Origin of the sequence: Pseudomonas sp. UBA6323 (assembly GCF_002439135.1) — a bacterium.
Lineage (GTDB): Bacteria > Pseudomonadota > Gammaproteobacteria > Pseudomonadales > Pseudomonadaceae > Aquipseudomonas.
On the sequence record NZ_DJSX01000042.1, the window covers coordinates 33,182 to 59,337 of the forward strand.

29 protein-coding genes and 2 pseudogenes are annotated in these 26,156 nt (G+C 63.1%); 18 read left to right on the top strand and 13 right to left on the bottom strand.

Annotated elements, in window-relative coordinates:
* Positions 1 to 252: 252 nt before the first annotated feature.
* Positions 253 to 1,110: a DMT family transporter gene (locus B3P22_RS09630; RefSeq protein ID WP_296270805.1), complete on the top strand. Its 858-nt coding sequence runs from the start codon at positions 253 to 255 to the stop codon at positions 1,108 to 1,110.
* Between the two features lie 192 nt (positions 1,111 to 1,302).
* Positions 1,303 to 2,691 carry an FAD-binding oxidoreductase gene (locus B3P22_RS09635; protein WP_296270806.1) on the top strand — a complete coding sequence of 463 codons (1,389 nt, stop codon included), beginning with the start codon at positions 1,303 to 1,305 and terminating at the stop codon, positions 2,689 to 2,691.
* A gap of 158 nt (positions 2,692 to 2,849) precedes the next feature.
* On the opposite strand, the gene B3P22_RS09640 is transcribed toward B3P22_RS09635, so the two are convergent.
* From B3P22_RS09640 to gcvA, 3 genes are all read right to left on the bottom strand, one after another.
* On the bottom strand, positions 2,850 to 3,143 hold the full coding sequence (locus B3P22_RS09640) for a hypothetical protein (protein WP_296270807.1): 294 nt from the start codon (positions 3,141 to 3,143) through the stop codon (positions 2,850 to 2,852).
* Positions 3,140 to 3,364 (bottom strand): addiction module protein, encoded by a 225-nt coding sequence (locus B3P22_RS09645; RefSeq protein WP_296270808.1) that lies wholly within the window; start codon positions 3,362 to 3,364, stop codon positions 3,140 to 3,142. Before B3P22_RS09645 ends, B3P22_RS09640 begins: the two co-directional genes overlap by 4 nt.
* A gap of 82 nt (positions 3,365 to 3,446) precedes the next feature.
* The gene (gene gcvA, locus B3P22_RS09650; RefSeq protein ID WP_296270809.1) at positions 3,447 to 4,346 is read right to left on the bottom strand and encodes a transcriptional regulator GcvA; all 900 of its coding nucleotides are present in this window, start codon (positions 4,344 to 4,346) and stop codon (positions 3,447 to 3,449) included.
* Positions 4,347 to 4,465: 119 nt separating this feature from the next.
* Between gcvA and B3P22_RS09655 the strand changes: the two genes are divergently transcribed.
* Positions 4,466 to 5,167 (top strand): FMN-dependent NADH-azoreductase, encoded by a 702-nt coding sequence (locus B3P22_RS09655; protein ID WP_296270810.1) that lies wholly within the window; start codon positions 4,466 to 4,468, stop codon positions 5,165 to 5,167.
* Between the two features lie 42 nt (positions 5,168 to 5,209).
* Here B3P22_RS09655 and B3P22_RS09660 read toward each other — a convergent pair whose 3' ends face one another.
* Positions 5,210 to 6,223, bottom strand: a complete 1,014-nt coding sequence (locus tag B3P22_RS09660; protein ID WP_296270811.1) for a sterol desaturase family protein — start codon at positions 6,221 to 6,223, stop codon at positions 5,210 to 5,212.
* 109 nt (positions 6,224 to 6,332) lie between these two features.
* The gene (locus B3P22_RS09665) at positions 6,333 to 7,076 is read right to left on the bottom strand and encodes a class I SAM-dependent DNA methyltransferase (RefSeq protein WP_296270812.1); all 744 of its coding nucleotides are present in this window, start codon (positions 7,074 to 7,076) and stop codon (positions 6,333 to 6,335) included.
* Between the two features lie 170 nt (positions 7,077 to 7,246).
* Between B3P22_RS09665 and B3P22_RS09670 the strand changes: the two genes are divergently transcribed.
* On the top strand, positions 7,247 to 8,557 hold the full coding sequence (locus B3P22_RS09670; RefSeq protein ID WP_296270813.1) for a methyl-accepting chemotaxis protein: 1,311 nt from the start codon (positions 7,247 to 7,249) through the stop codon (positions 8,555 to 8,557).
* A 24-nt stretch (positions 8,558 to 8,581) separates the two neighbouring features.
* Here the strand turns inward: B3P22_RS09670 and B3P22_RS09675 are convergent, their stop codons facing one another.
* On the bottom strand, positions 8,582 to 8,728 hold the full coding sequence (locus B3P22_RS09675) for a hypothetical protein (protein ID WP_296270814.1): 147 nt from the start codon (positions 8,726 to 8,728) through the stop codon (positions 8,582 to 8,584).
* A gap of 15 nt (positions 8,729 to 8,743) precedes the next feature.
* Here B3P22_RS09675 and B3P22_RS09680 point away from each other — a divergent pair, with 15 nt between their 5' ends.
* From B3P22_RS09680 to B3P22_RS09710, 7 genes are all read left to right on the top strand, one after another.
* Positions 8,744 to 9,835: an SMP-30/gluconolactonase/LRE family protein gene (locus B3P22_RS09680; RefSeq protein ID WP_296270815.1), complete on the top strand. Its 1,092-nt coding sequence runs from the start codon at positions 8,744 to 8,746 to the stop codon at positions 9,833 to 9,835.
* A gap of 190 nt (positions 9,836 to 10,025) precedes the next feature.
* Positions 10,026 to 10,427, top strand: a complete 402-nt coding sequence (locus B3P22_RS09685) for a hypothetical protein (RefSeq protein WP_296270816.1) — start codon at positions 10,026 to 10,028, stop codon at positions 10,425 to 10,427.
* A gap of 210 nt (positions 10,428 to 10,637) precedes the next feature.
* On the top strand, positions 10,638 to 10,985 hold the full coding sequence (locus tag B3P22_RS09690) for a cupin domain-containing protein (protein ID WP_013716543.1): 348 nt from the start codon (positions 10,638 to 10,640) through the stop codon (positions 10,983 to 10,985).
* A 223-nt stretch (positions 10,986 to 11,208) separates the two neighbouring features.
* A complete protein-coding gene (locus tag B3P22_RS09695; RefSeq protein WP_296270817.1) occupies positions 11,209 to 11,799 on the top strand; it encodes an SCO family protein in 591 nt (196 codons plus the stop codon).
* Positions 11,789 to 12,451, top strand: coding sequence for a cytochrome c oxidase assembly protein (locus B3P22_RS09700; RefSeq protein WP_296270818.1), 663 nt, complete (start codon positions 11,789 to 11,791; stop codon positions 12,449 to 12,451). Before B3P22_RS09695 ends, B3P22_RS09700 begins: the two co-directional genes overlap by 11 nt.
* A gap of 198 nt (positions 12,452 to 12,649) precedes the next feature.
* Entirely contained in the window at positions 12,650 to 13,126 is a 477-nt protein-coding gene (gene eco / locus B3P22_RS09705) for a serine protease inhibitor ecotin (protein ID WP_296270819.1), read from the top strand.
* Positions 13,127 to 13,312: 186 nt separating this feature from the next.
* Complete coding sequence (locus B3P22_RS09710) at positions 13,313 to 14,134, top strand: HDOD domain-containing protein (RefSeq protein ID WP_197856102.1); 822 nt, start codon at positions 13,313 to 13,315, stop codon at positions 14,132 to 14,134.
* Positions 14,135 to 14,209: 75 nt separating this feature from the next.
* Here the strand turns inward: B3P22_RS09710 and B3P22_RS09715 are convergent, their stop codons facing one another.
* The gene (locus B3P22_RS09715) at positions 14,210 to 14,854 is read right to left on the bottom strand and encodes a YecA family protein (RefSeq protein WP_197856103.1); all 645 of its coding nucleotides are present in this window, start codon (positions 14,852 to 14,854) and stop codon (positions 14,210 to 14,212) included.
* Positions 14,855 to 15,349: 495 nt separating this feature from the next.
* Here B3P22_RS09715 and B3P22_RS09720 point away from each other — a divergent pair, with 495 nt between their 5' ends.
* From B3P22_RS09720 to B3P22_RS23890, 3 genes and pseudogenes are all read left to right on the top strand, one after another.
* Entirely contained in the window at positions 15,350 to 17,359 is a 2,010-nt protein-coding gene (locus B3P22_RS09720) for a peptidase U32 family protein (RefSeq protein ID WP_296270820.1), read from the top strand.
* A 513-nt stretch (positions 17,360 to 17,872) separates the two neighbouring features.
* A pseudogene (locus B3P22_RS23885) lies at positions 17,873 to 18,208 on the top strand (methyl-accepting chemotaxis protein); the annotation flags it as partial.
* Between the two features lie 42 nt (positions 18,209 to 18,250).
* On the top strand, positions 18,251 to 18,673 hold the full coding sequence (locus tag B3P22_RS23890; RefSeq protein ID WP_419096426.1) for a CZB domain-containing protein: 423 nt from the start codon (positions 18,251 to 18,253) through the stop codon (positions 18,671 to 18,673).
* Here B3P22_RS23890 and B3P22_RS23895 read toward each other — a convergent pair.
* From B3P22_RS23895 to B3P22_RS09735, 3 genes and pseudogenes are all read right to left on the bottom strand, one after another.
* Positions 18,670 to 19,275 (bottom strand): methyl-accepting chemotaxis protein, encoded by a 606-nt coding sequence (locus tag B3P22_RS23895; protein WP_419096427.1) that lies wholly within the window; start codon positions 19,273 to 19,275, stop codon positions 18,670 to 18,672. The genes B3P22_RS23890 and B3P22_RS23895 overlap by 4 nt on opposite strands.
* Positions 19,255 to 19,983: pseudogene (locus B3P22_RS23900) on the bottom strand (PAS domain-containing protein); the annotation flags it as partial. The pseudogene B3P22_RS23900 and the gene B3P22_RS23895, both read right to left, overlap by 21 nt.
* A gap of 119 nt (positions 19,984 to 20,102) precedes the next feature.
* Entirely contained in the window at positions 20,103 to 20,399 is a 297-nt protein-coding gene (locus B3P22_RS09735) for a putative quinol monooxygenase (RefSeq protein WP_296270823.1), read from the bottom strand.
* A gap of 153 nt (positions 20,400 to 20,552) precedes the next feature.
* Here B3P22_RS09735 and B3P22_RS09740 point away from each other — a divergent pair, with 153 nt between their 5' ends.
* Positions 20,553 to 21,140, top strand: coding sequence for an NAD(P)H-dependent oxidoreductase (locus B3P22_RS09740; protein WP_296270824.1), 588 nt, complete (start codon positions 20,553 to 20,555; stop codon positions 21,138 to 21,140).
* 1 nt (position 21,141) lies between these two features.
* Here the strand turns inward: B3P22_RS09740 and B3P22_RS09745 are convergent, their stop codons facing one another.
* Positions 21,142 to 22,005 (bottom strand): CAP domain-containing protein, encoded by an 864-nt coding sequence (locus B3P22_RS09745; protein ID WP_296270825.1) that lies wholly within the window; start codon positions 22,003 to 22,005, stop codon positions 21,142 to 21,144.
* Between the two features lie 244 nt (positions 22,006 to 22,249).
* Between B3P22_RS09745 and B3P22_RS09750 the strand changes: the two genes are divergently transcribed.
* Complete coding sequence (locus B3P22_RS09750) at positions 22,250 to 23,239, top strand: GGDEF domain-containing protein (RefSeq protein WP_296270826.1); 990 nt, start codon at positions 22,250 to 22,252, stop codon at positions 23,237 to 23,239.
* Here B3P22_RS09750 and B3P22_RS09755 read toward each other — a convergent pair whose 3' ends face one another.
* Entirely contained in the window at positions 23,240 to 23,689 is a 450-nt protein-coding gene (locus tag B3P22_RS09755) for a hypothetical protein (protein ID WP_296270827.1), read from the bottom strand. It lies immediately after the preceding gene.
* Positions 23,690 to 23,954: 265 nt separating this feature from the next.
* On the opposite strand from B3P22_RS09755, the gene B3P22_RS09760 reads away from it, so the two are divergent.
* Positions 23,955 to 24,236 carry a peptidylprolyl isomerase gene (locus B3P22_RS09760; protein WP_090430990.1) on the top strand — a complete coding sequence of 94 codons (282 nt, stop codon included), beginning with the start codon at positions 23,955 to 23,957 and terminating at the stop codon, positions 24,234 to 24,236.
* A gap of 140 nt (positions 24,237 to 24,376) precedes the next feature.
* Here the strand turns inward: B3P22_RS09760 and B3P22_RS09765 are convergent, their stop codons facing one another.
* Entirely contained in the window at positions 24,377 to 25,270 is an 894-nt protein-coding gene (locus tag B3P22_RS09765; RefSeq protein WP_296270887.1) for an EamA family transporter, read from the bottom strand.
* A 139-nt stretch (positions 25,271 to 25,409) separates the two neighbouring features.
* On the opposite strand from B3P22_RS09765, the gene B3P22_RS09770 reads away from it, so the two are divergent.
* The gene (locus B3P22_RS09770) at positions 25,410 to 26,144 is read left to right on the top strand and encodes a sulfite exporter TauE/SafE family protein (RefSeq protein WP_275545784.1); all 735 of its coding nucleotides are present in this window, start codon (positions 25,410 to 25,412) and stop codon (positions 26,142 to 26,144) included.
* Positions 26,145 to 26,156 lie beyond the last annotated feature (12 nt).

Genomic DNA, 26,156 nt, shown 5'->3' on the forward strand with positions numbered 1-26,156 from the left:
CCTCGGCTGTTCAGTAGTTGCAGCCTCACGTAGCAAGAAACCCGCACGCCAGCGCCAACGCTAGATGAAAACAGCCGCGCTCTTCCCCACGACGATAAGGTCGCGAACCGCAGCACTCGCGGCGCTTCTGGGCAGGTCTGCAGCAAAAACCACGTCCACCATCGACACAGCGTCTGGCTGTGCACTATTTCGAGGCAGCCTCCCTCCAGCAGCAACAGAATGCCTACCAGTGGCACGTCGAGGACACCACGGATGAAAGATTCAGCGCGCGGTTTGTTGCTCGTTACCAGCGGCATCACCCTACTCAGCTTCGATGGTCTGCTGATGCGCCTGGCGCAGGCCGATGGCTGGAGCATTGTGTTCTGGCGCGGTCTGCTGATGTTCCTGGCGCTCGGCGTGTTCTCGCTGTCAGCCAGAAGCCGTGCCAGCGTCCGTGCGCAACCGCTCCTCAGCGCCTGCTCGGCCCTGCTGCTGGCGTTGATCTCGATCTTCTTCGTGCTGGCGGTGATCCATACACAGGTCGCCAATGTGGTGGTCATCCTGTGCACGGCGCCGTTGTTCGCGGCGCTGTTCACCCGCTTCTTTCTCGGCGAGCAGGTGGCCCTGCGCACCTGGCTGGCGATCGGCGTGGCGGCATTGGGCATCATGCTGGTATTCGCCGGCGCGTTTAACGCGATCGACCTGGCCGGCAACGGCTATGCGCTGCTGTCCTCGGCGGCCGTGGGCGCCAACCTGACGCTGCTGCGCCGCCACCCTAAGCTGGAACGCATGCCGCTGATCGCCCTCGGCGGGCTGGCGGCGGCACTGATCGCCTGGCCCAACGCGCAGCCATTCGCCCTGGGCGCTTCGAGCTATTGGGCGCTGGCCATCATGGGCCTGGTGCAGATGCCGCTGGCGACCTTGCTGATCAACAACGCGACCCGTTATCTGCCCTCTGCCGAAGTCGCGCTGTTCTACCTGCTGGAAAGCGTGCTGGGTACGCTGTGGGTCTGGTACTTCCTGCAGGAGACGCCGGCTAATGCGACGCTCTACGGTGGCGCGCTGGTGATCACCACCCTGGCGGTGCATGCCGGCATGACGCTTCGCGTACGCCCGGCGCTGCCGGCTTGAATTTGCCCAGCCCTGGCTGACCGGCGCGGCGGATGCCAACCGCCAGGTGCCGCCGACATTTCAATTGACACTCGCAGGCGCAGTTGAGGAACAATGCACGGCAGCGCTCGCCTGGCGGCACCTGCGTAGCCGCGCGAGCAACAGCCCCAGCAGCAACATCATCCGCCTCACTGCCGCGAACAAGGACGTCCGATGCGCATCCTCCCCCTCCTTATCCTGCTTCTGTGCCAGGCCGCCCATGCCGGGGAAATCATCAACGACGTCAGCGGCATGAACCCTATCGAGGTCGCGCAGGTGCTGGCGCCTACCGAATTGGAGCAGATCGTCGAGGCGGTGCGCGGGCATGCCGGGCCCATCGCCATTGGTGGCGGTCGCTACAGCATGGGCGGGCAGATCGCTACCGAGCAGGCCCTGCAACTGGACATGCGCCGTTTCAACCAGGTGCAGGAGTTTTCCGCAGAGCGCCGGGAGATTCGTGTGCAGGCCGGCATCACCTGGCGCGAAGTGCTGGAGTACATCGACCCACACGGTCTGTCGCCGCAGATCATGCAATCCTACGCCAACTTCACCGTAGGCGGCGCGCTCAGCGTCAATGCCCACGGCCGTTACGTCGGCCAGGGGCCGCTGGTGCTCGGCGTGCGTTCGTTGCGTCTGGTGTTGGCCGACGGCCAGGTGGTGGACGCCAGCCCGACGCACAACAGCGAGCTCTTCTACGGTGCCATTGGCGGTTACGGCGGGCTGGGCGTCATCGTCGAAGCCACCCTGCCGCTGGTGGAGAACAGCAAGCTGATGCGTCAGACGCAAGTCATGCCGCTCAGTGACTATGCGCAGTTCTTCGCCAGCCAGGTCATCGACAACCCGGACATGGTGATGCACAACGACATTCTCTACACCGACGACTACAACAGCGTTCGCGCCGTGTCCTACCTGCGTACGGACGCACCGCTGACCGTGACGGAAGGCCTGGTGCCGCTGGACCGCGACTACAAGGCCATGCGCGCCGCATTGACAGTAGCCAGCAGCAACGGCGGTGCCAAGGTGCGTGAAAGTCTGGTCGACCCGCTACTGCTCAAACGACCGCAGGTGCAGTGGCGCAACCATGAAGCCAGCCTGGATGTGCGCGAGCTGCAGCCCATTTCCGGCCCCGACTACAGCTACGTGCTGCAGGAGTATTTCGTCCCGCAAGCCCAGTTGGAGCAGTTCGTAGCAGGAATGAAGGAGGTGTTCCAGGAGCACGAGGTCAAGGTCGCCAATATCTCCATCCGCCATGCCAAGGGCGACCCGGGTACGCTGCTGGCCTGGGCTCGCGAAGACACCTTCGCGCTGGTGATCTATTACCGCCAGGGCGTCTCGCCCAGCGAGCGCGATGCCGTCGCCGACTGGACCCGGCAACTGATCGACCTCGCCATCGCCCACCAGGGCAGCTACTACCTGCCATATCAAATCCATGCCAGCCGTGAGCAGTTCCTCGCCGCCTATCCCCATGCCGAGGAATTCTTCGCCCTTAAGGAACGCGTCGATCCCACCAACAAATTCCGCAACAAGCTATGGGACGCCTACTATCGCAGGCCAGCTCCATAGCGAGTAACCGCCGCAGCAAATGCTGGACGAGATGATCCATCCTGGCTGCCGCTCCCGCGCATCATCAGAAGCACTCGCCACCGCTCTGCCACGGCCAACGCCCCACGCGCATCAACGAAGCCGATGTGATGGGCCGTACCGGTCAGCCAAAGGACGAATCAAAGCCTGCCAAGCCAGTACTGCGGACGCCGACGGTGATGAGCAAGGGTCAGAATCTGGAAGCCGTCAGGTTTTGGCCGGTAGATGATCGATAGCGGAAAACGCTGAAGGGGAACGCTGCGAATATCTGGCTCAAGTTCAACCCGCCAGGCCTTGGGCGACTCATCAATCAATGTAGCCAAGGCCTGAAACTCGTTGATCAATACCCCACCCAATCCAGGAACCTTCGATTCGTAATAACCGACTGACTCCAGAAACTCGGCTTCCGCTGCCGGGTGGAAAAAATACTTCATCGAATCAGGGCTCTGGCCTTCTTCATCACCTCGTCCCCCGGCACTGCCTGAATCGAGCCGCTATCGAGCTCTTGTGCACGCCTCTGTGCTTCAAGCAACCAGTCTGAACGCAGTTCGTCTTCCGCAGGGGTATCCAGACTCAAGATCAGACGCTGGATCAGCTGTGCCCGCTCCTTCTTGGAAAGATGCAGGGCTTCATCCTCGATCTTCTGCAGATCCATGGCTTCACCTCTCGCTTGTGTACCGGCAAATCTTGGCACGGATGCTTAGCAGGAGCCATGGCTGTGGCCCCTTAAACTTTCGTCACACCGAACACATCCCACCCGGCACCGTCAGGATCCATTCCCGCACGGCCTGGATACTCGGGTCATTGCGCCGACTTTCCGGGTATACCAGAAAGAACGGCTTGCCTTTCAGCTCGGGTCCGAAGGGCTGCACCAATCGCCCTGCCTTCAACTCGTCTTCAATCAGCTGCCGGCTCATCAGCGCCACGCCCTGGGCGCCGACGGCGGCCGAGACGGCGTGGGTCTCGTCGGAAAACACCAGCCCGGCGCCGACGTCCAGTCCCTCCACCTGAGCCTGCTTCTGCCAGAAGGCCCAATCCATGGGCGAGGAAATCGCCGCCTGGTTGCGAAAGTGAATCAGCGAATGCCTGGGCAAGTCGGCCGCATCGTGCAGCTCCAGCAGCGGGCTGCAGGCGGGCACGAAGGTGTTGTCGAAGAGTTTTTCCGCCACAAGCCCGGGCCAGCGGCCATCGCCGTAGCGAATGGCGATATCGGCGGTGACGCCATCGAGCGCCACCGGCTCGTGCGAGGCATGAATGCGCAGGTCGATGTCCGGGTGGGAATCGCGCAGCAGGCAGACCCAGGACAGCAGCCAGCGCACCGCCACCGCAGGCGTGGTGCTGAGGGTGACGGCATGCCGGCGCGGTGCGGCGCTGAGCCGCTCGACCGCAGCGCCGATGCTGTCGAAGGCACTTTCCAGCACCTGCTGCAGCTCGCGCCCGGCCATGGTCAGTTCCAGCTGACGAGGCTTGCGGACGAACAGCGCAAGGCCGAGGGATTCCTCCAGCGCACGGATCTGGTGGCTGATCGCCGTGGCGGTGACGGAAAGTTCCTCCGCGGCCTGCTTGGCACTCTCGTGGCGAGCCGCCGCCTCGAAGGCGCGCAAGGCGGAAAGCGGCGGTAGTGTGCGCCGGCTCATAGCTGAGTTTTCCTCATCCATTTCAGAAAATATTGATCGTTTGTCGTCTCATTCAGGCGAACTTAGCCTGTCCCTGCAGCTTTTCACAGATGAATAGAAATTCAAGCAGGAGACTCACCATGACCCAGATTCTGCATATCGACGCCAGCGCCCGCCCCGGCCTGGCCGGCAAGGACCAGCACGGCTCGCACAGCCGCAACCTCAGCCACCGTTTCATCAGCCAGTGGCAGGCGCGCCGCCCACAGGTCGTCGTCACCTACCGCGACATCGGCCAGAACCCGCCGTCGATCATCAGCCATGACTGGATCGCCTCCTCCTTTACCCCCGAGCTGAAACGCGAGGCCTGGATGCGCGACACCCTGGCCGAAAGCGATCGCCTGGTGGATGAACTGATTGCCGCCGACGTGCTGGTGATCGGCACGCCGCTGTACAACTTCGGCATGCCCGCCGCACTCAAGGCGTGGATCGACCAAGTGGTGCGCCCTGGCCGCACCGTGGAGGTGGACGAGAGCAACCCGCTCGATCCCTACGTGCCCAAGCTGGCTGATCGGCCGCGCCATGTGGTGATCCTCACGGCACGCGGCGGTGTCGGCTTCGATGCCGGTGGCGAGATGGCGCACATGAACCATCTGGAGCCGAATCTGATCACCGCGCTCGGTTTCATCGGCCTCACCCGCGTGCACCAGATCGCCATCGAAGGTCAGGAAGTCGGCGGCGAATTGCTTGCCGAGTCAGTCAGGCAGGGGCTGAACAAGGTCGATGCGCTGGTGGCCGAACTGCAACGCTCCGTGCAGGCCGAACGCGCCGCGCAGCCGGCGTGACGACGCGAGGGGTTCGCGTGGATGGCCGCGGCGCCATCCGCGTTAAGCCCTGCGGCGCAGGCTTCGCCCTTCGATGCTGTGCAGCGCCTTGCGCGCAGTGTCGATGAACGGCAGCACGATCAGGCTGTACAGGCTCTGGTAGCGATGCGCATCGCGTTCGGCCGTGCCGAAGCTGAGCGGCTCCGGGGTGTGCGTGGTGGTGTAGAGCGTGCCGAACATCCAGTCCCAGATCGACAGGTTGGTGCCGAAGTTCTTGTGGAAGTGATGCGGTGCATCGCTGTGGTGGATCTGATGCTGCGCCGGACTGTTGAGCAGGTGCTCCAACCTGGACCCGAAGGAGAGCCAGATGTGCGTATGGCGCAGATTGGCCGCCAGGCAGTTGAAGATGAACACCAGGTAAGTCACGCCGAACAGCGTGTAGCGACTGATTTCGCCCCCGCACAGGTACCAGAACGTCCCGGAGTAGGCGCCCAGCAGCACCAGCGTCAGCAGGCTGTCGGCAAGTTTTTCCACGACATGCACACGGCTGGCAGTAAGCGGCACCAGTACAGGCGCGACGTGGTGAACCTTGTGGAACTCCCACAACCAGCGCGAGTGGAAGGCGCGGTGCGTCCAGTAGCTGGCGAAATCGTTGATCAGGAACACGCCCAGGCCATAGAGCAGGCTCAGACCGAGGTTTTCACCCAGTTGCGGCCGCGCGCCCCAGAGGTTGGTGAAGAAAGCCATGTAGTCGGCCGAATGCAGCACGTAGGGATCAACCAGGCCGATCACCGGAACGATCAGCAGCACGCGCAGCAGAGCGCGGATGAAGTAGTAGCGGTAGTCGAGCAGCGCCGAAGGATGCAGCAGCACCTGGCGCCCACCGATGAACTGCCAGAACGATGCAATGCCGTTGCTCACGCGACGCCGGCGGTAAAGCAGGTAGGCCACGCTGTAGGACAGCAGGATGAAGACCAGTCCGATACGCCCGTTGAGGTCGAAAAGCCCCTGAAACTGCCTGGCCAGAACGGCCAGCAGCTCAGTCAACGGATTGGCTGCCAGCGACAGCTCTTGCATCACTCCAACCTCCCCAGGCAAAAGTGGCGGAATGATAAGCAAGAATGCTGTTTTAGCAAATGAGAATAGTTACCCCCGGCATCTGCCGCGCGGCCCTGCCACTTGCCGTTCAGCGCTTGCTGCAGGCGAATAGCGCATTGCCGGAGTTGCCATCCCACGGGACCAGCCGCTGATAGTCATGCTCCAGCACCTGCACCTCGAAATACGGCGCCAGCAGGGCCTGCAATTCGGCGAAGCTCACCGCCACCATCGGGTGCTCGTCGTGCCAGATCTCGCTCTGCTCACCCAGGGTGCGCTCGATGCGCAGGCGCAGCGCCTGCTGTTCGCCCTCGCCGCGGTAGAACCAGCCGGAGCTGAAACGAAATTGCCCTTCGGCATGCAACGCGCTGTGGGATACGAACGAAGCGTTGTCGATGCGCTGCTTGTCCACGGCGTTGAAGCAGAACACCCCGCCCGGCGCCAGGGCGGCGTGCACGCTGGCGATGCAGGCCTTGAGCCGTTCGATGCTGGCGCTGTAATGGATGGAGTAGAGAAAACAGGTGATCAGGTCCAGCGGCTCGTCGACCTGGAAGCTGCACATGTCCTGCCGGGAAAAGCGCGCCTCGGGGCAGCGCTGGGCGGCGCGGTCGAGCATCGGCTGGTTGATGTCCAGCCCGCTGCTGGCGTAGCCGGCATCGAGGAAATGGCGCACATGCGGGCCGGTGCCGCAGGCCAGGTCGAGGTGGCGTTTGCCGCCATTGCCGAACAGCTGCTGCAGGCGCTGCACGCAGTGGCTCTGCGCGGCGTAGTCGATGTCCGCGCACATCAGGTCGTAATAGCCCGACAGGTCGGTATAGAGAGCGTTGCCGGACATGATGACCCGCCAGGGGAGCCGAGGGGCGCGCATCATATCCCAAGCGCAGCCGCGCGCCGATAGGGAACATATCACCGCGCTACTCGCTTTTTTGCACAGGCTACGACCCCGCTAAACTCCTGACGTTTGCAGCCGAAACAATGACGTCAACACTCAGCGAGATGGCCCACATGTTCAATGGACGACTGAAGCAGGAGTTGCAGGCATTGCGTGAGGACCTCTCTTCCGTGGAGCAGGTGCGCGCCAGCCTGGAAGAGGAAATGCTGGTGTTGATCCTCGACCCACAGGGTCGTATAGAGCGCGCCAACGACAATTTTCTCGGTGAGATGGGCTATACGCCGCAGCGCCTGCAAGGTCAGCCCCTGCTGGCAATGATTCCCGAGCATGTGCGCGGTCTCGACTTCCACCACCGCGTGCGCCAGGCGCTGGAGCGTGGCGAGCACCTTGCTGGGGTGATCCGCCTGCTGCGCGGCAATGGCGAGGAAGCCTGGCTGCGCTCGATCCTGCAGCCGGTGCGTGATAGCGGTGGGCGTATTCGCTACTTTTCCATCCATGCCAGCGACCTGACCCGCACCATTGAGACCTCGCGCGAGCATGAAAACCTGATCAAGGCCTTGCAGCGCTCCACTGCGGTGATCGAATTCAATCTGAACGGTGAAGTGCTGACCGCCAATCAGCGTTTTCTCGATTCCATGGGCTATAGCCTGGCGCAGATCCAGGGCAAGCATCACCGCATGTTCTGCGACCCGAGCGAATACAACTCCCCCGAGTACCAGCGATTCTGGGAGCAACTGCGCCGTGGCGAATTCGTCGTCAACCGCTTTCGCCGCCTCGATAGCCACGGCCGCGACGTGTGGCTGGAGGCGTCCTACAACCCCATTACCGACGCCCACGACCAGCTGTACAAGGTGGTCAAGTTCGCCACGGTGATCACCGACCAAGTGCAGCGCGAGGAGGCCGTGGCCCAGGCCGCAGGCATTGCGTTCGAGACCTCCAAGGGCACCGACGAAAGCGCGCGCAACGGCGCCTCTGTGGTACAGCAGATGCTCGACGCCATGACCGAACTGGCTACGCGCATGCAGGAAGCCGCGCAAGGCATCGAGGCGCTGGACAAGCAATCTCAGCTGATCGGCTCCATCGTCAAGAACATCAGCAGCATCGCCGACCAGACCAACCTGCTGGCGCTGAACGCGGCCATCGAGGCGGCGCGTGCCGGTGACCAGGGGCGCGGCTTCGCGGTGGTAGCCGATGAGGTTCGGCAGTTGGCCTCCCGAACCAGCGCAGCAACGGTGGAAATCACCTCGGTGGTCAGTCAGAACCAGCAATTGGCCGAGCGTGCGGTAGAGATCATCGACCGCGGCAAGAGCCAGGCCGAGCTGGGCCTCGAACTGTCGGGCCAGGCTGGCCAGGTCATCGAGGAAATCCAGGATGGCGCGCGGCGCGTGGTCAAGGCGGTGGAGATTTTCGCTACGCAGTTGTGATCTCACGATACCGCCGCCTAGTCATCACACAACTTGATCCTCCATGAAACCCTGAATGGCCCGATCCAAAGCCAATTCGCGAATATCCTGAACGAGTTGGGTGACAGTGTTTTCAATGTCGTCATACATCGTATAAGTTTCCTGAGTCGCATCCGCGATCAACAAGAACAACAAGGAAACCTCCCGATGAATGACGAACAACGCCCCGTCGGTTCACGCCGCCATTTTCTCAAGCAATCGCTGGTCTGCTCCGCTGCCGCCGCCGGCGCTGCCTCTCTGCTGCCGCAACTGGCCAACGCCACGCAACCCCTCGATCTGCGTTACCCGTCCGGCGCGGTGAAGGCGCTGGATGATAGCTTCCTGCAATTGCGCCTGTTCAACGCCAGCGTGGAAAAACTTGCCGATGGCATCCGCTGGGCCGAAGGCCCTGTGTGGTTCGGTGACGGTCGCTACCTGCTGGTTAGCGACATTCCCAACAACCGCATCATGCGCTGGGACGAAATCAGCCAGTCGCTGGCCATCTATCGCCAGCCGTCGAACTATGCCAATGGCTTGGTACGCGACCGCCAGGGCCGGCTGATCGCTTGCGAAGGCTCGACCACCCAGGATGTTGGCCGACGCATCACCCGCACCGAACACGACGGCAGCATCACCGTGCTGGCCAACACCTTCGAGGGCAAACGCTTCAACTCGCCGAACGACCTGGTGGTCAAGCGCGACGGCTCGGTCTGGTTCACCGACCCGCCCTTCCAGACCGGTAACTTCTACGAGGGCTACAAGATCGAGCCGGAGCTGCCCCATGGCGTCTACCGCATCGACGGCGAGACGCAGCAGGTCACCCGTGTGATCGACGATCTGGCCGGCCCCAACGGCCTGTGCTTCTCGCCGGACGAGAAGACCCTGTACATCGTCGAGGGTCGCGCCAAGCCGCATCGCCTGGTATGGGCATATCAGGTGAACGACGACGGCAGCCTCGGTCAACGCCGCAAACACATCGAAGCCACCGACACCGGCGCGCTGGATGGCATTAAGTGCGACGAGTTCGGCAACCTGTGGTGCGGCTGGGGTAGCAACGGCTCGGCTGACAGCGACCCGGAAAAACTCGATGGCGTGCGCGTGTTCAACCCGCAGGGCAAGGCCATCGGCCATATCAGCCTGCCCGAGCGCTGCGCCAACCTGTGCTTTGGCGGCGAGAAAGGCAATCGCCTGTTCATGGCCAGCAGCCATGGCATCTATTCCTTGTTCGTCAACGCACGCGGTGCCACCTTCGTCCAGTGACGACTGCGCCACGGCCGATCCGGCCGTGGCCTGCTTCCCCTTCCAGAAGGCTTTGAACGCTCTATTTCGCGCGTTTCAGCAAGCATCAGCGGCATCGATGTTCACCATCATGCCAATGAAGTTCTCTGAAAAAATCCAGTGCGTAACATCTGCTCCAGACCCGATCACAACCCCGCTGGAGCACGACACCATGAAACGCCAACTCATCCTCAGCTTCGCTTTCTCCGTACTGGCAGCCAACGTATTCGCCGCTTCTTCCGCCCAACCCGTCGTTGCCGAAGGTGGTTCCGATCGCCTGATCGAGAACCGCATCGCCGAAGGTGGTTCCGATCGCCTGATCCAGAACCGCGTCGCCGAAGGTGGTTCCGATCGCCTGATCCAGAATCGCGTCGCCGAGGGTGGCTCCGACCGCCTGATCCAGAACCGTGTTGCCGAAGGTGGCTCCGATCGCCTGATCCAGAATCGCGTCGCTGAAGGTGGCTCCGATCGCCTGATCCAGAATCGCGTCGCCGAAGGTGGTTTCGACCGTCTGATCCAGAACCGTGTTGCCGAAGGTGGCTCCGATCGCCTGATCCAGAACCGCACTGCCTGATCCACTTCCACCACTGATCGAGAACGTCGTATGACTCGATGGCAAGCGCAGCCCCGCAAGGCCGGCCTGATAAGCCGGCCTTGTTCTTTACGGCCCTGAAGGTCCCGCACGCACAGCGCGAATGAATAGCCCCGTGTCGCGCCCCGGCAACCGACCACTGCGCCCCCGCTCTATGGTGAAGGCCCTTTCTGACCGACACCGGAGCGCCACATGGCCAACAAACCGATCACCGTATTGCGCGATACCCAGCCGATGCCCGTCGTCGATGCCTGCAAGTGGGAGCGCATCGAAGGTGACCCGCACACCGTCAACCTCAACGCCTACACCTCCGACGATGGCAGCAAGATCATGGGGACCTGGATCTGCACGCCCGGCAAATGGCGCGTGGAGTACGTGAAGTGGGAGTACTGCCACTTCCAGGAAGGCTACTGCATCATCACCCCGGACGGCATGGAGCCGATTCACCTCAAGGCCGGTGATATCTTTGTGGTCGAGCCCGGCATGAAGGGCACCTGGGAAGTGGTCGAGACCGTGCGCAAGTACTTCGTTTTCGCCTGATCGCTGCACCTCAGTACGGTGTGCGCCGACATGGCGCCCACCGACTCGTCCGCCGCTGCGTACGAGCAATACCGCCCATCCCAGGCATTCGACCCTGCCTCATCCGCCAGCATCGAGCTCATCGAGCCGAGCACGCTCGGCCATCATGCAAACGACAGATATTTCGGGCACCCAATGGCCGATTGCGGGTCTGTAGAGATCGGGATGCGCGCGAGAGGGCAGGATGAGGCGATCATTATGGGGCACGGCAATTTGCATCGGCCTGCTGCTGGCAGGCTTGCCGCTGGCCTACAGGTTCTGGCCGGCTGCCGTACCACCGGCCGCACTGGTCGGGGAAGTCGCCGGGGCATTCGAGTTGGTCGATCATCAGGGCCGACTCCTTGACCAGAACAGTTTTGCCGAACGCTGGCTGCTGCTGTCCTTTGGCTTCACCCACTGCCCGGACGTATGCCCGACCACCCTCGCCACGGTCGCCAAGACGCTGGACAAGCTCGGGCCAAGCAGCCAGCACGTGCAACCCCTATTCATCACCCTCGACCCGGAACGCGACAGCCCGCAGCTTCTGCAGCGCTATACGGGTTTCTTCGACCCGCGCATTCTCGGCCTGAGCGGTAGCGTCGGGCAGGTCATGCAGGCCGCCGACGCCTACGGAGTGTATGTTTCGCGGCGCGAGGGCAGCGGCACCTACCTGCTCGATCACACCACCAGCCTCTACCTGGTGGCTCCTGATGGACGCCTGGTTGAACTGTTCGCGCAGAACGTCACGCCCGAGCACCTGGCAAGCAGTATCGGTGACTACCTCGATGCGGACTGAAAGCGCCGAAACATCACTTAACTGGCCCCTGTACCTGGGCCTGCTGGTACTGGCGGTGCTCTGGCTGGGACCGTTGCCTGCCATGAGCCGCACGGCGTTCTCGCTGCACATGATGCTGCACCTGGGCGTCGTGGCGCTCGCCGCCCCGCTGCTGGCCATCGGCCTGGCGCGTGCCGGCCTCTGCCTCGACCGTTACGCCAGCGCAACCTGGCTGAGCCTGGCCTTCATCGCCGAGTTGCTGGTGGTGTGGGGTTGGCATCTACCGGCGCTGCATGAAGCCGCCGCGCTGCACACTTCCCTTTTTGTCCTGCAGCAGGCCAGCTTCCTTGCCGTCGGCCTGGCCATCTGGTTACTGGGTTTCGCCAGACGCTCACAGCAGGGGCTGGTGCTGACGCTGTGCGGCTTTTTCCTGACGTTCGCCCACATGACCATGCTGGGTCTGGTGCTGATCATGGCGCCACAGCTCATCTATCCTCCCGAGCTTTGCCTGGGCGCTTTCGGCCTGCAGGCCCTGGACGATCAGCGCCTGGGCGGCATGCTGATGGCGGGCTGGAGTGCGGTGGTCTATCTCGGCGCCACGCTGGCGCTGGCAGGTCGCTTGCTCAGGGATGACGAGTCCCTGCTCGGCGACGAGGCGGGGCCCGCCCGGTGACCTTACGGTGCGGTAATGGCCAGCGACAGAAGTCTGGCCATGATCCCAACATGACGAAGCGAAAGCGACGGCATGGCGCCTGAGGCCGCTTGAAAAGCGCGAGGACCAGACCTATTGAAAAGGGTCTGTGCTGCTCCGCCGACCCCGGCGGTTTCCCACTCACGGATGGCTCAAAAGGCCCTTCAGCAAGGAATCATTATGAACCGACTCAAGCTGCCGTTGTTCACCCTCGCCTGCGCGCTGCCCCTGGCGGCCTGCGCCGCCACACCCGAGGCGCTGAAACCCTACCCTGCAGCCGGCGAAGGCTATAGCCGCCATGTGATCGAGCTGCCGGCGCAAGCCAACGAAGCCGAGTACAAGGTAGAGATCATCGCCGGCAAGACACTGGAGGTGGACTGCAACCAACACCGCCTGGGCGGTCAGTGGCAGGAAAAGACCGTGGAAGGCTGGGGCTACAGCTATTACGAACTGGGCCAGGTCGGCCCGGCTGTTAGCACGCTGATGGCCTGCCCGGACGGCAGCCGCAAGCAGGCATTCGTACGCGTTGGCGGCGAGCCGCAGCTGGTGCGCTACAACAGCAAGCTGCCGCTGGTGATCTACGCGCCGGACGATATCGAGGTGCGCTATCGCCTGTGGTCGGCTACGGGTGAGACCAGCCCAGCGCCGCGCCAGTAGCGGCGGACTCTGCCGCACTGGCCACGGACGACCCATGCTTCGTGGCGCTTGTGCGAGAGCGGGCCGGGCGGTGAAAAAAGCTCTAGCAAGCGGCTGTGAGACTGGATGCGATGGCCGGCGCGACTATGCTCAAAGAGCACCTTCTCACCGAGCGCCAGAGCCGCGCCCGTAGCCACCGGAGCCAACATGGATATCGAAAGTCTCTTTGCCCAACTGCACACCCTGCCCAGCATTCCGAAGGTCGCGCAGGAGCTGATCCAACAGTTCGACAACCCCTCCTCCAGCCTGGAAAGCGTGGCGCGCAACATCGAGCGTGACCCGGTTATCGCCGCCAAGGTATTGCGCCTGGCCAACTCGCCCCGTTTTCGCGGCGCGCGCGAAGCGGTGAGCGTTGAGGACGCCGCCATGCGCCTGGGTTTCAACACCCTGCGTACGCTGGTGCTGGCCTCGGCCATGACGGGCGCGTTCAAGACCGACACCGGCTTCGACCTCAAGGGGTTTTGGATTCGCAGCTTCCGCGTCGCCAGTATCGCCCGCTGCCTGGCCAAGCAGTTAAAGCTGGACACCGACGCGGCCTTCACCTGCGGCATGATGCACAACATCGGCGAGTTGCTGATCCAGACCGGCGCGCCGGATTTCGCCCGGCGCATGAACCGTCACCCGAAACGCGAGGCCACCGCCCACGCCGCCGAGGAAACCCTGCAACTGGGCTTCGGCTACCCGGAGGTCGGCGCCGAACTGGCACGACGCTGGCAATTGCCGGCGCTGATCCAGCACGCCATCGCCTATCAGGCACGTCCAACCCAGTCGCCCGGTGACAGTCGCTATGCGCGCCTGCTGGCCCAGTCGGTGACCGTAGCCGAATGCATCGACTCGCACGGTGTCAACGAGCAGGCCAGACAGAGCCTGGAAGGCCCGTTGTTCGAAGAGGTCGACCTGGACAAGCTGTTCGAGGCGCTGCCGGCGGTGCTGGAGGCAGACAAGGCGTTTGCCGAACTGCTCAGCTGAGCGGCATCACCCGGCCATGCAGCCGCCGGCTGGCGCAGGTATCGAACCCAAGCCGGCCGGCTGCGGCAGGGGGAGTCAGCGCATGCAGCACTGCTTGTATTTCTTGCCACTGCCACAGGTGCAAGGGTCGTTGCGACCCACCTTGGTGTCGTCCCGGCGCACCGGCAGCACCGGCTCGAGGTTCTGCTGCCAGTACTCGTAGAGCTCGACAGCAGCCGGCTCTATCAGCGCCGTGCTGGCGTCATATTCCGCGTCGGACATGGCCTTGAGCGTCTCGGTGCCGCTTTCGTCGCCGTGCAGAGTGATCAACGCCAGGGCTGCCGCCACCGAGTCGGGCAGCGAGGCTTCCAGCCAGCCGGCCACCGCCGCGCCTCGCAGATAGCCGGCGCACCATTCGGAAACGATCAGTTTCTCGCCCTTGCCGTTGTCGTCGGCGAGGAAGATCGCCTCGTAGTCGTCCGGCTCTTCGCTGAGCATGTAGGTGGCTTCGCTCATCAGTTCCACCGCCAGCTTCATGAAGCGCTCGCCGTCCTTGTCGCTCGGCCATTGCGGTGGCTGGTCGGCCCAGATCGCTGCATACCAGACGGCCGGCGCGACCTGGCGCGGCGCAGAGACAATGGCGGCGAAATAGCCGTCCAGTTCGCTGGCAGAGAGGATCGAGTCATCGTTGCCGTACTTGAGCAGCCACTGATCGAGCTTCTCCAACCCTCTGTTGTCCATCGCAACGCCTCCCGCTGAAAAAGGGCGCTACTGTCCCACAGTTGGCCGCCGCGAAACAGCCTGGCCGCTGGCCCTGCAGGCCTGGAAGCGCCAGAATTTTCAGCCCCAACATACCCGTAGGAGCGAATTTATTCGCGATAAGCTTTGGCCCAATGCCCGCCCACGATCGCGAATAATTCGCTCCTACAAGGGTAATGCTGTTCACTCAGGGCCGCAGGCGCCTGGCTGCCTTCTCCCCGGAGCCTGATTGCATTCGACCTTTTCAGCCTGCAAGAGGCCTCTCCTGCACGCGGGTCACCGGGACGCATGGCCGGTAGGAGCGAATTTATTCGCGAAGGCTTGGGCGCCCGACGATGATCGCGAATAAATTCGCTGCTACCCAATAGGGGCCGTTTCCAAGCTTTGTCGCAGGAACGCTCGTCGGGACGTGTGCCGATGCCACGGGCTGCCGCTACAATGCGCAGCTTGCCCGTGCCGCCTGATAAAGAAAAAACCATGTCCTTGCCCAAGAACCACCTGGAACTGCTCAGCCCTGCCCGCGACGTCGAGATCGCCCGCGAGGCCATCCTGCATGGCGCCGACGCCGTCTACATCGGCGGCCCGAGCTTCGGCGCGCGGCACAACGCCTGTAACGAGGTGAGCGATATCGCCAGACTGGTGGAATTCGCCCGCCGCTACCACGCGCGCATCTTCACCACCATCAACACCATCCTGCATGACGACGAGCTGGAGCCGGCGCGCGCGCTGATCCACCAGCTCTACGACGCGGGCGTGGACGCGTTGATCGTGCAGGACCTGGGTGTGCTGGACCTGGACATTCCGCCCATCGAGCTGCACGCCAGTACCCAGACCGATATCCGCACCCTGGGCCGCGCCAAGTTTCTCGACCAGGCTGGCTTCTCCCAACTGGTGCTGGCCCGCGAGCTGAACCTGCAGGAAATCCGCGCCATCGCCGATGAAACCGATGCTGCCATCGAATTCTTCATCCACGGCGCGCTGTGCGTGGCCTTCTCCGGGCAGTGCAACATCTCTCACGCGCAGACCGGGCGCAGCGCCAACCGCGGCGACTGCTCTCAGGCCTGCCGCCTGCCCTACACACTCAAGGATGAAAAAGGCGGCGTGATCGCCTTCGAGAAACACCTGCTGTCGATGAAGGACAACAACCAGAGCGCCAACCTGCGCGCCCTGGTCGAGGCGGGTGTGCGCTCGTTCAAGATCGAGGGCCGCTACAAGGATGTGGCCTACGTGAAGAACATCACCGCTCACTACCGCCGCGAACTCGACGCGATTCTCGAAGACCGCCCGGATCTCGCCCGCGCCTCCAGCGGCCGCACCGCGCACTTCTTCGTGCCGGATCCGGACAAGACCTTCCACCGCGGCAGCACCGACTACTTCGTCACCGAGCGCAAAGTGGACATCGGCGCCTTCGACTCGCCGACCTTTACCGGGCTCGCTGTCGGCCATGTCGAAAAGGTGGGCAAGCGTGACCTGATCGCCGTCACCCATGAGCCGTTGTCCAACGGCGACGGCCTCAACGTGCTGGTCAAGCGCGAAGTCGTCGGTTTCCGCGCCAATATCGCTGAACTGAAAGGCGAGTTCGAGGAAGACGGCGAGAAGCGCTACCGCTACCGCGTCGAGCCCAACGAGATGCCCGAAGGCCTGTTCCGCCTGCGCCCGAATCACCCGCTCTCGCGCAACCTCGACCATAACTGGCAACAGGCGCTGCAGAAAACCTCGGCGGAACGACGCATCGGCGTGAGCTGGAAGGCCGAGTTGCGTGAAGACGCCCTCAAGCTCACCGCCACCAGCGAAGAAGGCATCAGCGTCGACGTCGCCCTGCCCGGCCCGTTCGGCGTGGCCAACAAGCCGGAACAGGCGCTCGACGGCCTGCGCGACCTGCTCACCCAGCTCGGCACCACCATCTACCACGCCCAAGGCGTCAACCTGGATGCACCACAGGCGTTCTTCGTGCCCAATTCGCAGCTGAAAAGCCTGCGCCGCGAGGCCATCGAGGCGCTGACAGAAGCCCGCGTCGCGGCCCACCCGCGCGGCCGCCGCAAGGCCGAGAGCAACCCACCGCCGGTGTACCCCGAGTCGCACCTGTCGTTCCTGGCCAACGTCTACAACCACAAGGCCCGCGAGTTCTATCACCGCCACGGCGTACAACTGATCGACGCCGCCTACGAGGCCCACGAAGAAGAAGGCGAAGTGCCGGTGATGATCACCAAGCACTGCCTGCGTTTTTCCTTCAACCTGTGCCCCAAGCAGGCCAAGGGCGTCACCGGGGTGAAGACCAAGGTCGCGCCAATGCAACTGGTGCACGGTGATGAAGTGCTGACCCTGAAGTTCGATTGCAAACCGTGCGAGATGCACGTGATCGGCAAGATGAAGGGCCACATCCTCGACCTACCGCAGCCTGGTAGTGCCGCCACCCAGGTGGTCGGTCATATCAGCCCAGACGACCTGCTCAAGACCATTCGCCAGAAGCCGGGCTACAGTCATTGACACCTTGCCGGCCTGGCGACAGTCCGGTGCTACATCAGGTCATTAACACCGTAAAATGTCAGATTGACATCAAGTCATGATGACAACGAAACGACAAGTCATTGATTTGCAAGCCGCCAGGTGCTGGCACGAAACCTGAAATGTCCTCCGTGACCTCTTCTTTTCGTGCCGGATACCGCCATGTTTTTCGTCAGCGCCAAACGCCATCGCAGCCTCGAAGCCGACCATCACGCCCTACTCGCTCGCCTCACCGCCAGCGAGCAGGAAACCCAACATCTGCGCAGCGCACTACAGGCCAGCCAGGAGGACACCCGGCTGCAGAGCGACCTGAGCTTCTACCAGGGGCTGGCGGGTAATCTGCTCAAGTTCGGCCTATCCATCGAGCATGTCGGCGACTCCTTCAGTTATCTCAACGCGCGTCTCGATGAGAACAATCGTCGCGCCCAGGACGTGGCCAATGCAGCGATTCAGAACAAACTCAAGTTCGGCCAGTTGCAAGAGGAGTCGCAACGCATGGAGGACGGCCTGGCCAGCCTCAATGAGCGCATATCGGAACTGGTCAAGCGCGCCAGTGAAATCGACCGCATCGTCGGCCTGATCGGCAGTATCGCCAGCCAGACCAACCTGCTGGCACTCAATGCCGCCATCGAGGCGGCGCGCGCAGGGGAATCCGGTCGCGGCTTCGCTGTGGTCGCTGGTGAAATCCGCGATCTGGCGGAGAAAACTGCCAGCGCTACTCAGGACATCGTTCGCGAGACGGCAGATATCCAGAGCGTGATCCATGCGGCCCAGCAGGAAATTCAGCAACACACCGGCAGCGCCGGTCATTTCCATGCCATGACCACCGAAGCCAGCGGCGCCATGCTCAACGTTCACGGCCAGGCGCAGCGCATGCACCACGAGATCAGCCAGTCGTTCTTCCGCTCCGGCATCGAGCTGGCCAACCTCGCCGAGCTGTCGCTCAAGGCCTCGGTCTACCAGGCGATTCTCAACGGCAAGGGCAATGCCCGCGACCTGCCCAGCGAAGAGCAGTGCCTGTTCGGGCGCTGGTACTACGGCGAAGGCAACGCGGCGCTGCAGGGCAACCGCGAGTTCCGTCAGATCGAACATCCGCACGAGCAGGTTCACCAGTGCGGCGCCCAGGCCATCACCGCCTTCGCCGAAGGTCGGCTGCAAGAGACGTTGGACAACCTGGCCACCATGGAGGACGCCAACGTCGAGGTGATGCGTATCGTCAGGAAGGTGCTCGACGAGCACGACAAGGGCCTGACGACGCCAGTGGAGCGCCCGCGTCTGCGGGCTGTACCGGCCTAATGCAACTGCCGGGCGAATCGCTCCACTGCTCCGAGAACCTGCTTGGCGCCCTGGCGAATTTCGACGATCACGTCGCCCGCCTGGTTGGCTAGGGCCAACCCGGTTTCGGCCTGGGCGCGACTGCTGGCCATATCGCGCACGGCGGCATCCACCAGCCGCTGGTTGTCCTGCACGACTCCGACGATCTCCTCGGTGGCCTTGCTGGTGCGGCTGGCCAACTGACGCACCTCATCAGCCACCACGGCGAAGCCGCGTCCCTGCTCGCCCGCCCGCGCAGCCTCGATGGCAGCATTGAGCGCCAGCAGGTTGGTCTGCTGGGCGATGCCGCCGATGGTCTGCACCATGGTGCTGATCAGTATTGATTGCTTGCCGAGGGCTTCGATCCCTTCGGACGCCGACGTCATCTCCTGGGCGATACGCTGCATGGTCTGCACCGTCTCGGTCACCACCTGGGCGCCCTGCTGTGCGGTGGTATCGGTGCGCTGAGAGATGCCGTAGGCGGTGTCGGCGGCATCGTTGACCTCTTCCTCGCGGTTGACCTGCTCGGTGATCACGGTGGCGAACTTGACCACCTTGTACAGGCGGTTCTGCGTGTCGTGCACCGGGTTGTAGGTGGCCTCCAGCCAGACGGCCCGGCCATGGCTGTCCACCCGTTTGAAACGCCCGGCGACGAACTCGCCACGGTTGAGCCGCTCCCAGAAGTGGGCGTACTCGCTGGACGACGCCTCCTGCGGCTCACAGAAGATCCGGTGATGCTGGCCCCTGATCCGTTCCAGGCTGTAGCCCATGGCATCGAGAAATTGCTGGTTGGCGGTGAGCACCTGGCCTTGAAGATCGAATTCGATCACCGCGGTGGAGCGCAGCAGCGCGTTGATAAAGTCTTCGTTCTCACGCGCCTTGTTCATGCTCTCGGTTACTTCGCTGCCGATGCACTGGATCTGTCGCACAACACCGCGCTCGTCGGCCAGCGGCATCCACGAGGCCTGCACCCACACCAGCGCACCATCGCTACGCAGGAAACGATAACGATCGCTGACCGACTCACCCAAGCTGATCGCGGTGCTGAGGTTCTTGAAGCATGGTAGATCCTTGACGTAAGCCGGCACGATGTCGCTGAGCGGGCGACCTTTCAACTGCTCGGGTGCATAGCCGACGAAACGGGCGAACTTGTCGTTCAGGTCGACGATCCGCCTCTCGGGATCGATCGACACCATGATCTTCTGCGCCCGGATGCCTTCGTAGAGCTGCTTGTACAACGACAGCTCGGCCTCTTTCTCCTGCAGCTCCTTCTTCAATCGATTAGCGAACATGCGCCTTCTCCAAGCAGTCGTTCTCCAGATGGTCGACTGTCCCCGGCGTCGAGCCAGGCCAGCTTCAGCGCAAGCATAGAAGGCGGACGGTGAAAGGCGCCAGCGTAGGCGCAACTGGATCAACCCGCCGGGCTGAGCATGACGATCTCGCGAATCTCGAAATCGCGGCGCAGGTAATCCATGCGTCGTTCATGGAAGGCACGCATATGCGGCAATGCCATGTGCTCGGCCAGCGCCGCCTGCGACGCCCAGACCTCAAAGAAGATGAACAATGTCGGGTCCTGGGCGTCGCGCAGCATGTGGTACTGGACGCAACCGGGCTCAGCGCGGCTGGGTTCGATGTAGGCGCGAAACAGTTGCTCGAAGGCCTCGGCCTGCTCGGGCCTGGTATGAGCGTGGAGGATGAAGGCGTGCATGACAAAGGTCTCGTGAGAATGAAGATGCCTCACCTTAACGCAGGACTGAAATTAACTTTCATGACTTTCAGTCAACAATAATTTGAGCGTTCCGGGGTGTTTCGCCCGCGTAGGGCTCGTTAACCTGCCGCCACATTTTCTGGAGAACCCCCGATGAAAAAGATCCTCCTGCTCAACGGCGGCAAAGCCTTCGCCCATTCCGACGGCCAGTACAACGCCACGCTGCACGATGCTGCCGTGGCCTTCCTCGACCGCGCCGGTTTCGACATCAAGACCACCTTCATCGATGGCGGCTACGACGTCGAGGATGAAGTGCAGAAAATCCTCTGGGCCGACGTGGTGATCTACCAGATGCCCGGCTGGTGGATGGGCGCCCCATGGACGGTGAAGAAGTACCTTGATGAGGTGTTCACCGCCGGCCACGGCAGCCTCTACGCCAATGACGGCCGTACGCGCTCCGATGCGTCGCAGAAGTACGGCAGCGGCGGGCTGATCCAGGGTAAGCAATACATGCTGTCGCTGACCTGGAACGCGCCGCTGCAGGCCTTCGAAGACCCCAGCGACTTTTTCGAGGGCAAGGGCGTGGACGCGGTGTATTTCCCCTTCCACAAGGCCAACGAGTTCCTTGGCATGAGCGGCCTGCCCACGTTCCTGTGCAACGACGTGATGAAGGTGCCGAACGTCGAGCGCGATGTGGCGCGCTACGAGCAGCACCTGGCCAAGGTGTTCGGCGTCAACTGAGTCATTGCCCGCCGAACAATGCCGTCCAGTAAATGCCGGCATCGCTCTGCGGGTCATTGGCGTAGGCAGCGCCCAACTCGCTGAACGCCGGGTTCATGATGTTGGCGCAGTGTCCTGGGCTGGCCAGCCAGCCCTCGACCACCTTGGCGGTGGTGTCCAGCGCGGCAGCGATATTCTCACCCACCGTGGTGCCGCCGTAGCCCGCCAGTTCGGCCCGATCACCCGGCGTCAGGCCGTCGCGGCCCTGATGGGCGAAGAAGTTGCCGTTGGCCATGGCCCGGCTGTGGCTCTCGGCAGCGCTGCCCAGTTCAGCACTCCATACCAGCGGCGCCGTCGCGGCGAATGCCTGGTCGCCGCACTGGCGCGCCTCGGCACGGGCGGAATTGACCAGCAGCAGCAGCCCTTCCCCCTCGGTCTGCCAGGTTTGCAGGCGCCCGCTGAGCAGCGGCCTTGCCAGCACGATGCGCCAGTCACGATCCTCCTGGCTGACGCCGATATCAATGAACTGCGGGTCGAGCAGCACGCGGCAGAAGCTCTCGCTCAATGCCTGCATCGCCGCTTGCGCATTGCGTGGGCCGGAGAGGGTAATGGCCTGGACGTTGACCAGCGGATAGCCGGAGGCACTTAGCGAATCCTGCAGGTCCGCGGTGCCATTGGCGGGCAGTATCAGGCGCGGGTCGTTGGTCAACGGTGGCAACGGTTCGGAGGCCTGCACGCCACAACGCTGCACTTCGCTGCGATAGGTATTGATCGTCTCGATCAGCGCCAGATCCTCGCTGGCCTGAACCAAGCCCAGTCCCCCCCCCATCAACAGCAGCGCCAGCAGGCAGCGATGCCATCCCCGTTTGTCCATTGTTGTTGTCATACAGCCCTCTCCCAACTAACGTCGTGATTCTGACGTATTTCCCGGCGCACTATCATTACCGGTTTCCTCGTCCCTTCGAATGCCTGCGAACACTGGACTCACCAGGCTCGGCAGGGTTCCTGCATGACGCCATTTGCCGCCATCGCACCACTGTCGCAATTGCCTCACTCCGCCCGAGAACACCGATGCCTGGTTACGCTGCCAAGAACGAACAACACCGACGCCTGGTCCTCAAAGCCTTGCTATGGATCACCTTGAGCGGCGGTTGTTCTTCTCCGTGGTCAATCTGCTGCACGATAACTGGCTGCTGGCGGGACTGGAGATCGGCTACGCCGCTGTATCACTGTATCTGCTGACCATCCTCGACCGAACCCGCAACCTGCAGCTATTGACCGCGGTTTACCTGCTGCCGTTCTTCAGCATCATGATCCTGGCGCTGGCTCAGACCCACACCACCTTCGCGGTGTTCGCCTGGATTCAGTCGATTCCGATCATCTGCTACCTGCTTCTGGGGTTGCGCCTGGGCATGTACGGCTCGGTCCTGTTCGTCGGCGTCGGCCTGTTCGTCTTCACTCGGCGATTCTCTTCCGAAGGTCTGCTGCAGAACGTGGAGATCATCGCCAACCTCGGCCTGGCCAGCCTGGCGGTGATGATTTTCGCCCACATCTACGAGCGCAGCCGCATTCTCAACGAAAGGCGTCTGACCGAGCAGGCCACCACCGACGCCCTGACCGGCCTGCCGAATCGGCTGAAACTGGCCGAGGTGTTCGAACGCGAACGCGCCCATGCGTTGCGTAATAGCACGCCGCTTTCGCTGGTGTTTCTCGATATCGATCACTTCAAGCAGATCAATGACCGCTTCGGTCACGAGGTCGGCGACCGTGCCCTGGCCCACTTCGCCACGGCGCTGGCGCAACGGCTGCGCATCAACGATCTGTTCTGTCGCCTGGGAGGTGAGGAATTTGCCGTGCTGCTGCCCGGCAGCACGGCGGGCCAGGCTCGCGATATCGCCGAGAACCTGCGCGAGCGCCTGGCAGCCGAGCCGTTGATGAACGACGGCATCGCCCTGGCCATGACGTTGAGCGCCGGCGTGGCGAGCTTCAAGGTGGACGGGCAGTCCCTCGACGAGCTGATGCTGGCGGCTGACAGGCGTACCTACGCCGCCAAACGTGCCGGACGTAACCGGGTCATCACCGGCGAAGACATGGGCGACAGCGAACCGGTACCAGGCTGATCAGGCGTAGACGCTGAGCCCGCCCTTTTCCTGCAGCCACTGGCGGTAGGTTTCCAGCGAGTCGGTCTGCTTGTCGCCATTGTGCCCGGCGATGCGCACGCTGCCGTCCAGGCCGGCGTCGACCATCTTCTGCACCTGCTGCAGCAGCTTGGCGGCATCGTCGCGATCGAGTTGCGTCACATCCGGCAACTGAATCACCGAGGGCGCCGCCGCCTGATTGTCGGCACTGTTCTGCACGGCATTGGCCGGCGTCGCCGCGCCGCCATTCATCACACGCAACAGCCCACCCTCACTGCGCGCGACCACCTGCTTGGCGAAACGCCGCAGATCGGCCAGCGGGTCCTGGCTGGCCTGGCTGTCGGTTTCGCCACTGGCGGTGCTGGAACGATTGTTTGCCTGGCTGCCGTAATAGCTGAGCATGGCAGGTATGCTGTTGTTGATGCTGGTCATATGGCCTCCCGCCAAAAGCATTCGCTACAGGCAAAGCAGGTTTCGGGCCAGCCGCTGCCGGCCTTTGATCACGGGCTCGGCGCATGCCTTAGCGGCAGCGACTTGCCACCGCAAGGCAAGGTTTTTCCGGTGCACGGAGCCCTCATGCCGCCAGCGGCGCAGCCGGCGGCCAATGAAAGGCTGAACGTCGAGCGAACGGCTTTCCGTTTGCTTAGCGAGGCGATTGCGCTAGGCTCTGCACCTCTATCGATAGGAGGTACTCCCCATGGCCCGCGCCACTGCACGCCACATCCTGGTTGCCAGCGAAGACAAGTGCAACGAACTGAAAGCCGCCATCGAGGGCGGTGCCGACTTCGCCCAACTGGCCCGCGACAACTCCACCTGCCCGTCCGGCCGCAGCGGCGGCGACCTGGGCTCGTTCGGCCCGGGCCAGATGGTCAAGGAATTCGACACTGTGGTCTTCAGCGCGCCGGTCGGCGTGGTGCAAGGCCCGGTCAAGACCCAGTTCGGCTATCACCTGCTGGAAGTCACCAGCCGCCAGGACTGATCGCGTCCCCGACCCGAAGACTGGCTGCCGCCAATCTTCGGGCACCTCTGCTGACAACAGCGCACATCGTTACGCCTCAAGCGCCTGCACGTAAGATCCGGCAGCGTCTGGATCAGACCTCGAACGCTTCCCTACCTGCGTCAAACAGCGCCCGGCGCGCGCTGGCGCCAGTTGTCGAGCAAGCGTCCACCCCAGACATTGATCAGCAGCCCGGCCATCACCAGCGCCGCGCCGACCATCTGCAAACCGCCAAGGCGTTCGCCCAGCAGCAGTGCCGAAGAGCTGATGCCCACCACCGGCACCAGTAGCGAGAACGGCGCCACCTGGCTGGCCGGGTAGCGCGACAGCAGGCGGCTCCAGAGACCATAGCCGAGAATGGTCGCGCCGAACGCCAGGTAGGCCAACACCAGCATGGAATCGAGGTTGAGGTTGCGCAGCGACTGGCTGATCAACTCCGGCCCCTCCAGCCACAGCGACAGCGCCAGGAACGGTAGCGGCGGAACCAAACTGCCCCAGACCACCAGGCCGACCAGATTGACCTTGCCCAACTTGCGCGTCACTACGTTGCCCAGCGCCCACATCGACGCCGCCGCGATGGTCAGGGCAAAACCGGCAAGGGTCATCGCCTGCCCACCCTGCAAACCGATCAACACCAGGCCGCTGGCCGCCACCAGCAAGCCGAACAGATTGCTGCCGCGCAGCCGCTCGCCGAGAAACAGCGCGGCGAAGAACAGGGTAAAGAACGCCTGCGACTGCAGCACCAGCGACGCCAGGCCCGCCGGCATGCCGACGTACATGGCATAGAACAGGAAGGCGAACTGTCCCAGCGAGATGGTCATGCCGTAGACCAGCATCCAGCGCAGTGGCACCTGCGGCCGGCGCACGAAGAGGATCGCCGGGAAGGCCGCGAGCAGAAAACGCAGGGCGCCCATCAGCATCGGCGGCATGCCGTGCAGACCGACCTTGATCACCACGAAGTTCAGCCCCCAGACGACGATTACCAGCAGCGCCAGCAGCAGATCCTTGGGTGTCATGAGCATGAGCCTCGCCTTGATTGAGCAGGCATTAGAGCAGCCTCGCCCCGAGCCAGACAGACACAGAGGCCACGGAAAAAAGCCACACAGCCGCGCGCGGCTGCTAACCTGCGCGCTTCAGCGCCGTTACGTCACGCCCATGACCCTGCACGATTTTCTTCTGTTCGCCCTGCCGGCGGTGTTTCTCACCGGTCTGTCCAAGGGCGGTTTCGGCGGCGCCCTGGGCGGCATCGCCGTGCCGCTGCTGGCATTGGCAACCTCCCCGAAACAGGCCGTGGCGGTGATGCTGCCGATTCTCTGCCTGGCCGACGTGGTCGGGCTGAAGGCTTACTGGGGCAAGTGGGATACGGCCAACCTCAAGGTCATGCTGCCGGGCGCGGTGATCGGTATCGGCATCGGCTCGCTGACCTTTGGCTTCTTCGACGAACGTGCCATCGGCCTACTGATCGGCACCATCGCCATCGTCTTCGTCGGCCTTGGTCTGCTGGCGAGCAACCAGGCGCCACGGCCGCTACGCGCCGGCCGTGGCACCTTGTTGTCGAGCCTGGCCGGCTTCACCAGTTTCGTTGCCCATGCCGGCGGGCCGCCGGTGATGATGCACCTGTTGCCGCAGCAGCTGGACAAGGTGCGCTTCGTCGCTACCATCAACCTGTTCTTTCTGCTGACCAACGCCGCCAAACTGTTCCCTTACGCCGCGCTGGGCCAGTTCACCCAGGAGAACCTGCTACTCAGCCTGATGCTCGCGCCCATCGTGCCGCTGGGGGTATGGAGCGGGCTGTGGCTGCAGTCGCGGGTCAACCACTTGTGGTTCTACCGCATTGCGCGGCTGGGCATCCTGCTGGCTGGCGTGCAACTGATCTGGCGCTACCTGTAGCGGGCCCTGCCG

What these genes read in the sequence shown, in the direction of transcription:
- B3P22_RS09630 (WP_296270805.1), top strand. Translation starts at nt 253, where the DNA reads ATGAAAGATTCAGCGCGCGGTTTGTTGCTCGTTACCAGCGGCATCACC.
- B3P22_RS09635 (WP_296270806.1), top strand. Translation starts at nt 1,303, where the DNA reads ATGCGCATCCTCCCCCTCCTTATCCTGCTTCTGTGCCAGGCCGCCCAT.
- B3P22_RS09640 (WP_296270807.1), bottom strand. Translation starts at nt 3,143, where the DNA reads ATGAAGTATTTTTTCCACCCGGCAGCGGAAGCCGAGTTTCTGGAGTCA.
- B3P22_RS09645 (WP_296270808.1), bottom strand. Translation starts at nt 3,364, where the DNA reads ATGGATCTGCAGAAGATCGAGGATGAAGCCCTGCATCTTTCCAAGAAG.
- gcvA (WP_296270809.1), bottom strand. Translation starts at nt 4,346, where the DNA reads ATGAGCCGGCGCACACTACCGCCGCTTTCCGCCTTGCGCGCCTTCGAG.
- B3P22_RS09655 (WP_296270810.1), top strand. Translation starts at nt 4,466, where the DNA reads ATGACCCAGATTCTGCATATCGACGCCAGCGCCCGCCCCGGCCTGGCC.
- B3P22_RS09660 (WP_296270811.1), bottom strand. Translation starts at nt 6,223, where the DNA reads ATGCAAGAGCTGTCGCTGGCAGCCAATCCGTTGACTGAGCTGCTGGCC.
- B3P22_RS09665 (WP_296270812.1), bottom strand. Translation starts at nt 7,076, where the DNA reads ATGTCCGGCAACGCTCTCTATACCGACCTGTCGGGCTATTACGACCTG.
- B3P22_RS09670 (WP_296270813.1), top strand. Translation starts at nt 7,247, where the DNA reads ATGTTCAATGGACGACTGAAGCAGGAGTTGCAGGCATTGCGTGAGGAC.
- B3P22_RS09680 (WP_296270815.1), top strand. Translation starts at nt 8,744, where the DNA reads ATGAATGACGAACAACGCCCCGTCGGTTCACGCCGCCATTTTCTCAAG.
- B3P22_RS09685 (WP_296270816.1), top strand. Translation starts at nt 10,026, where the DNA reads ATGAAACGCCAACTCATCCTCAGCTTCGCTTTCTCCGTACTGGCAGCC.
- B3P22_RS09690 (WP_013716543.1), top strand. Translation starts at nt 10,638, where the DNA reads ATGGCCAACAAACCGATCACCGTATTGCGCGATACCCAGCCGATGCCC.
- B3P22_RS09695 (WP_296270817.1), top strand. Translation starts at nt 11,209, where the DNA reads ATGAGGCGATCATTATGGGGCACGGCAATTTGCATCGGCCTGCTGCTG.
- B3P22_RS09700 (WP_296270818.1), top strand. Translation starts at nt 11,789, where the DNA reads ATGCGGACTGAAAGCGCCGAAACATCACTTAACTGGCCCCTGTACCTG.
- eco (WP_296270819.1), top strand. Translation starts at nt 12,650, where the DNA reads ATGAACCGACTCAAGCTGCCGTTGTTCACCCTCGCCTGCGCGCTGCCC.
- B3P22_RS09710 (WP_197856102.1), top strand. Translation starts at nt 13,313, where the DNA reads ATGGATATCGAAAGTCTCTTTGCCCAACTGCACACCCTGCCCAGCATT.
- B3P22_RS09715 (WP_197856103.1), bottom strand. Translation starts at nt 14,854, where the DNA reads ATGGACAACAGAGGGTTGGAGAAGCTCGATCAGTGGCTGCTCAAGTAC.
- B3P22_RS09720 (WP_296270820.1), top strand. Translation starts at nt 15,350, where the DNA reads ATGTCCTTGCCCAAGAACCACCTGGAACTGCTCAGCCCTGCCCGCGAC.
- B3P22_RS23890 (WP_419096426.1), top strand. Translation starts at nt 18,251, where the DNA reads ATGCACCACGAGATCAGCCAGTCGTTCTTCCGCTCCGGCATCGAGCTG.
- B3P22_RS09735 (WP_296270823.1), bottom strand. Translation starts at nt 20,399, where the DNA reads ATGCACGCCTTCATCCTCCACGCTCATACCAGGCCCGAGCAGGCCGAG.
- B3P22_RS09740 (WP_296270824.1), top strand. Translation starts at nt 20,553, where the DNA reads ATGAAAAAGATCCTCCTGCTCAACGGCGGCAAAGCCTTCGCCCATTCC.
- B3P22_RS09745 (WP_296270825.1), bottom strand. Translation starts at nt 22,005, where the DNA reads ATGACAACAACAATGGACAAACGGGGATGGCATCGCTGCCTGCTGGCG.
- B3P22_RS09750 (WP_296270826.1), top strand. Translation starts at nt 22,250, where the DNA reads ATGGATCACCTTGAGCGGCGGTTGTTCTTCTCCGTGGTCAATCTGCTG.
- B3P22_RS09755 (WP_296270827.1), bottom strand. Translation starts at nt 23,689, where the DNA reads ATGACCAGCATCAACAACAGCATACCTGCCATGCTCAGCTATTACGGC.
- B3P22_RS09760 (WP_090430990.1), top strand. Translation starts at nt 23,955, where the DNA reads ATGGCCCGCGCCACTGCACGCCACATCCTGGTTGCCAGCGAAGACAAG.
- B3P22_RS09765 (WP_296270887.1), bottom strand. Translation starts at nt 25,270, where the DNA reads ATGACACCCAAGGATCTGCTGCTGGCGCTGCTGGTAATCGTCGTCTGG.
- B3P22_RS09770 (WP_275545784.1), top strand. Translation starts at nt 25,410, where the DNA reads ATGACCCTGCACGATTTTCTTCTGTTCGCCCTGCCGGCGGTGTTTCTC.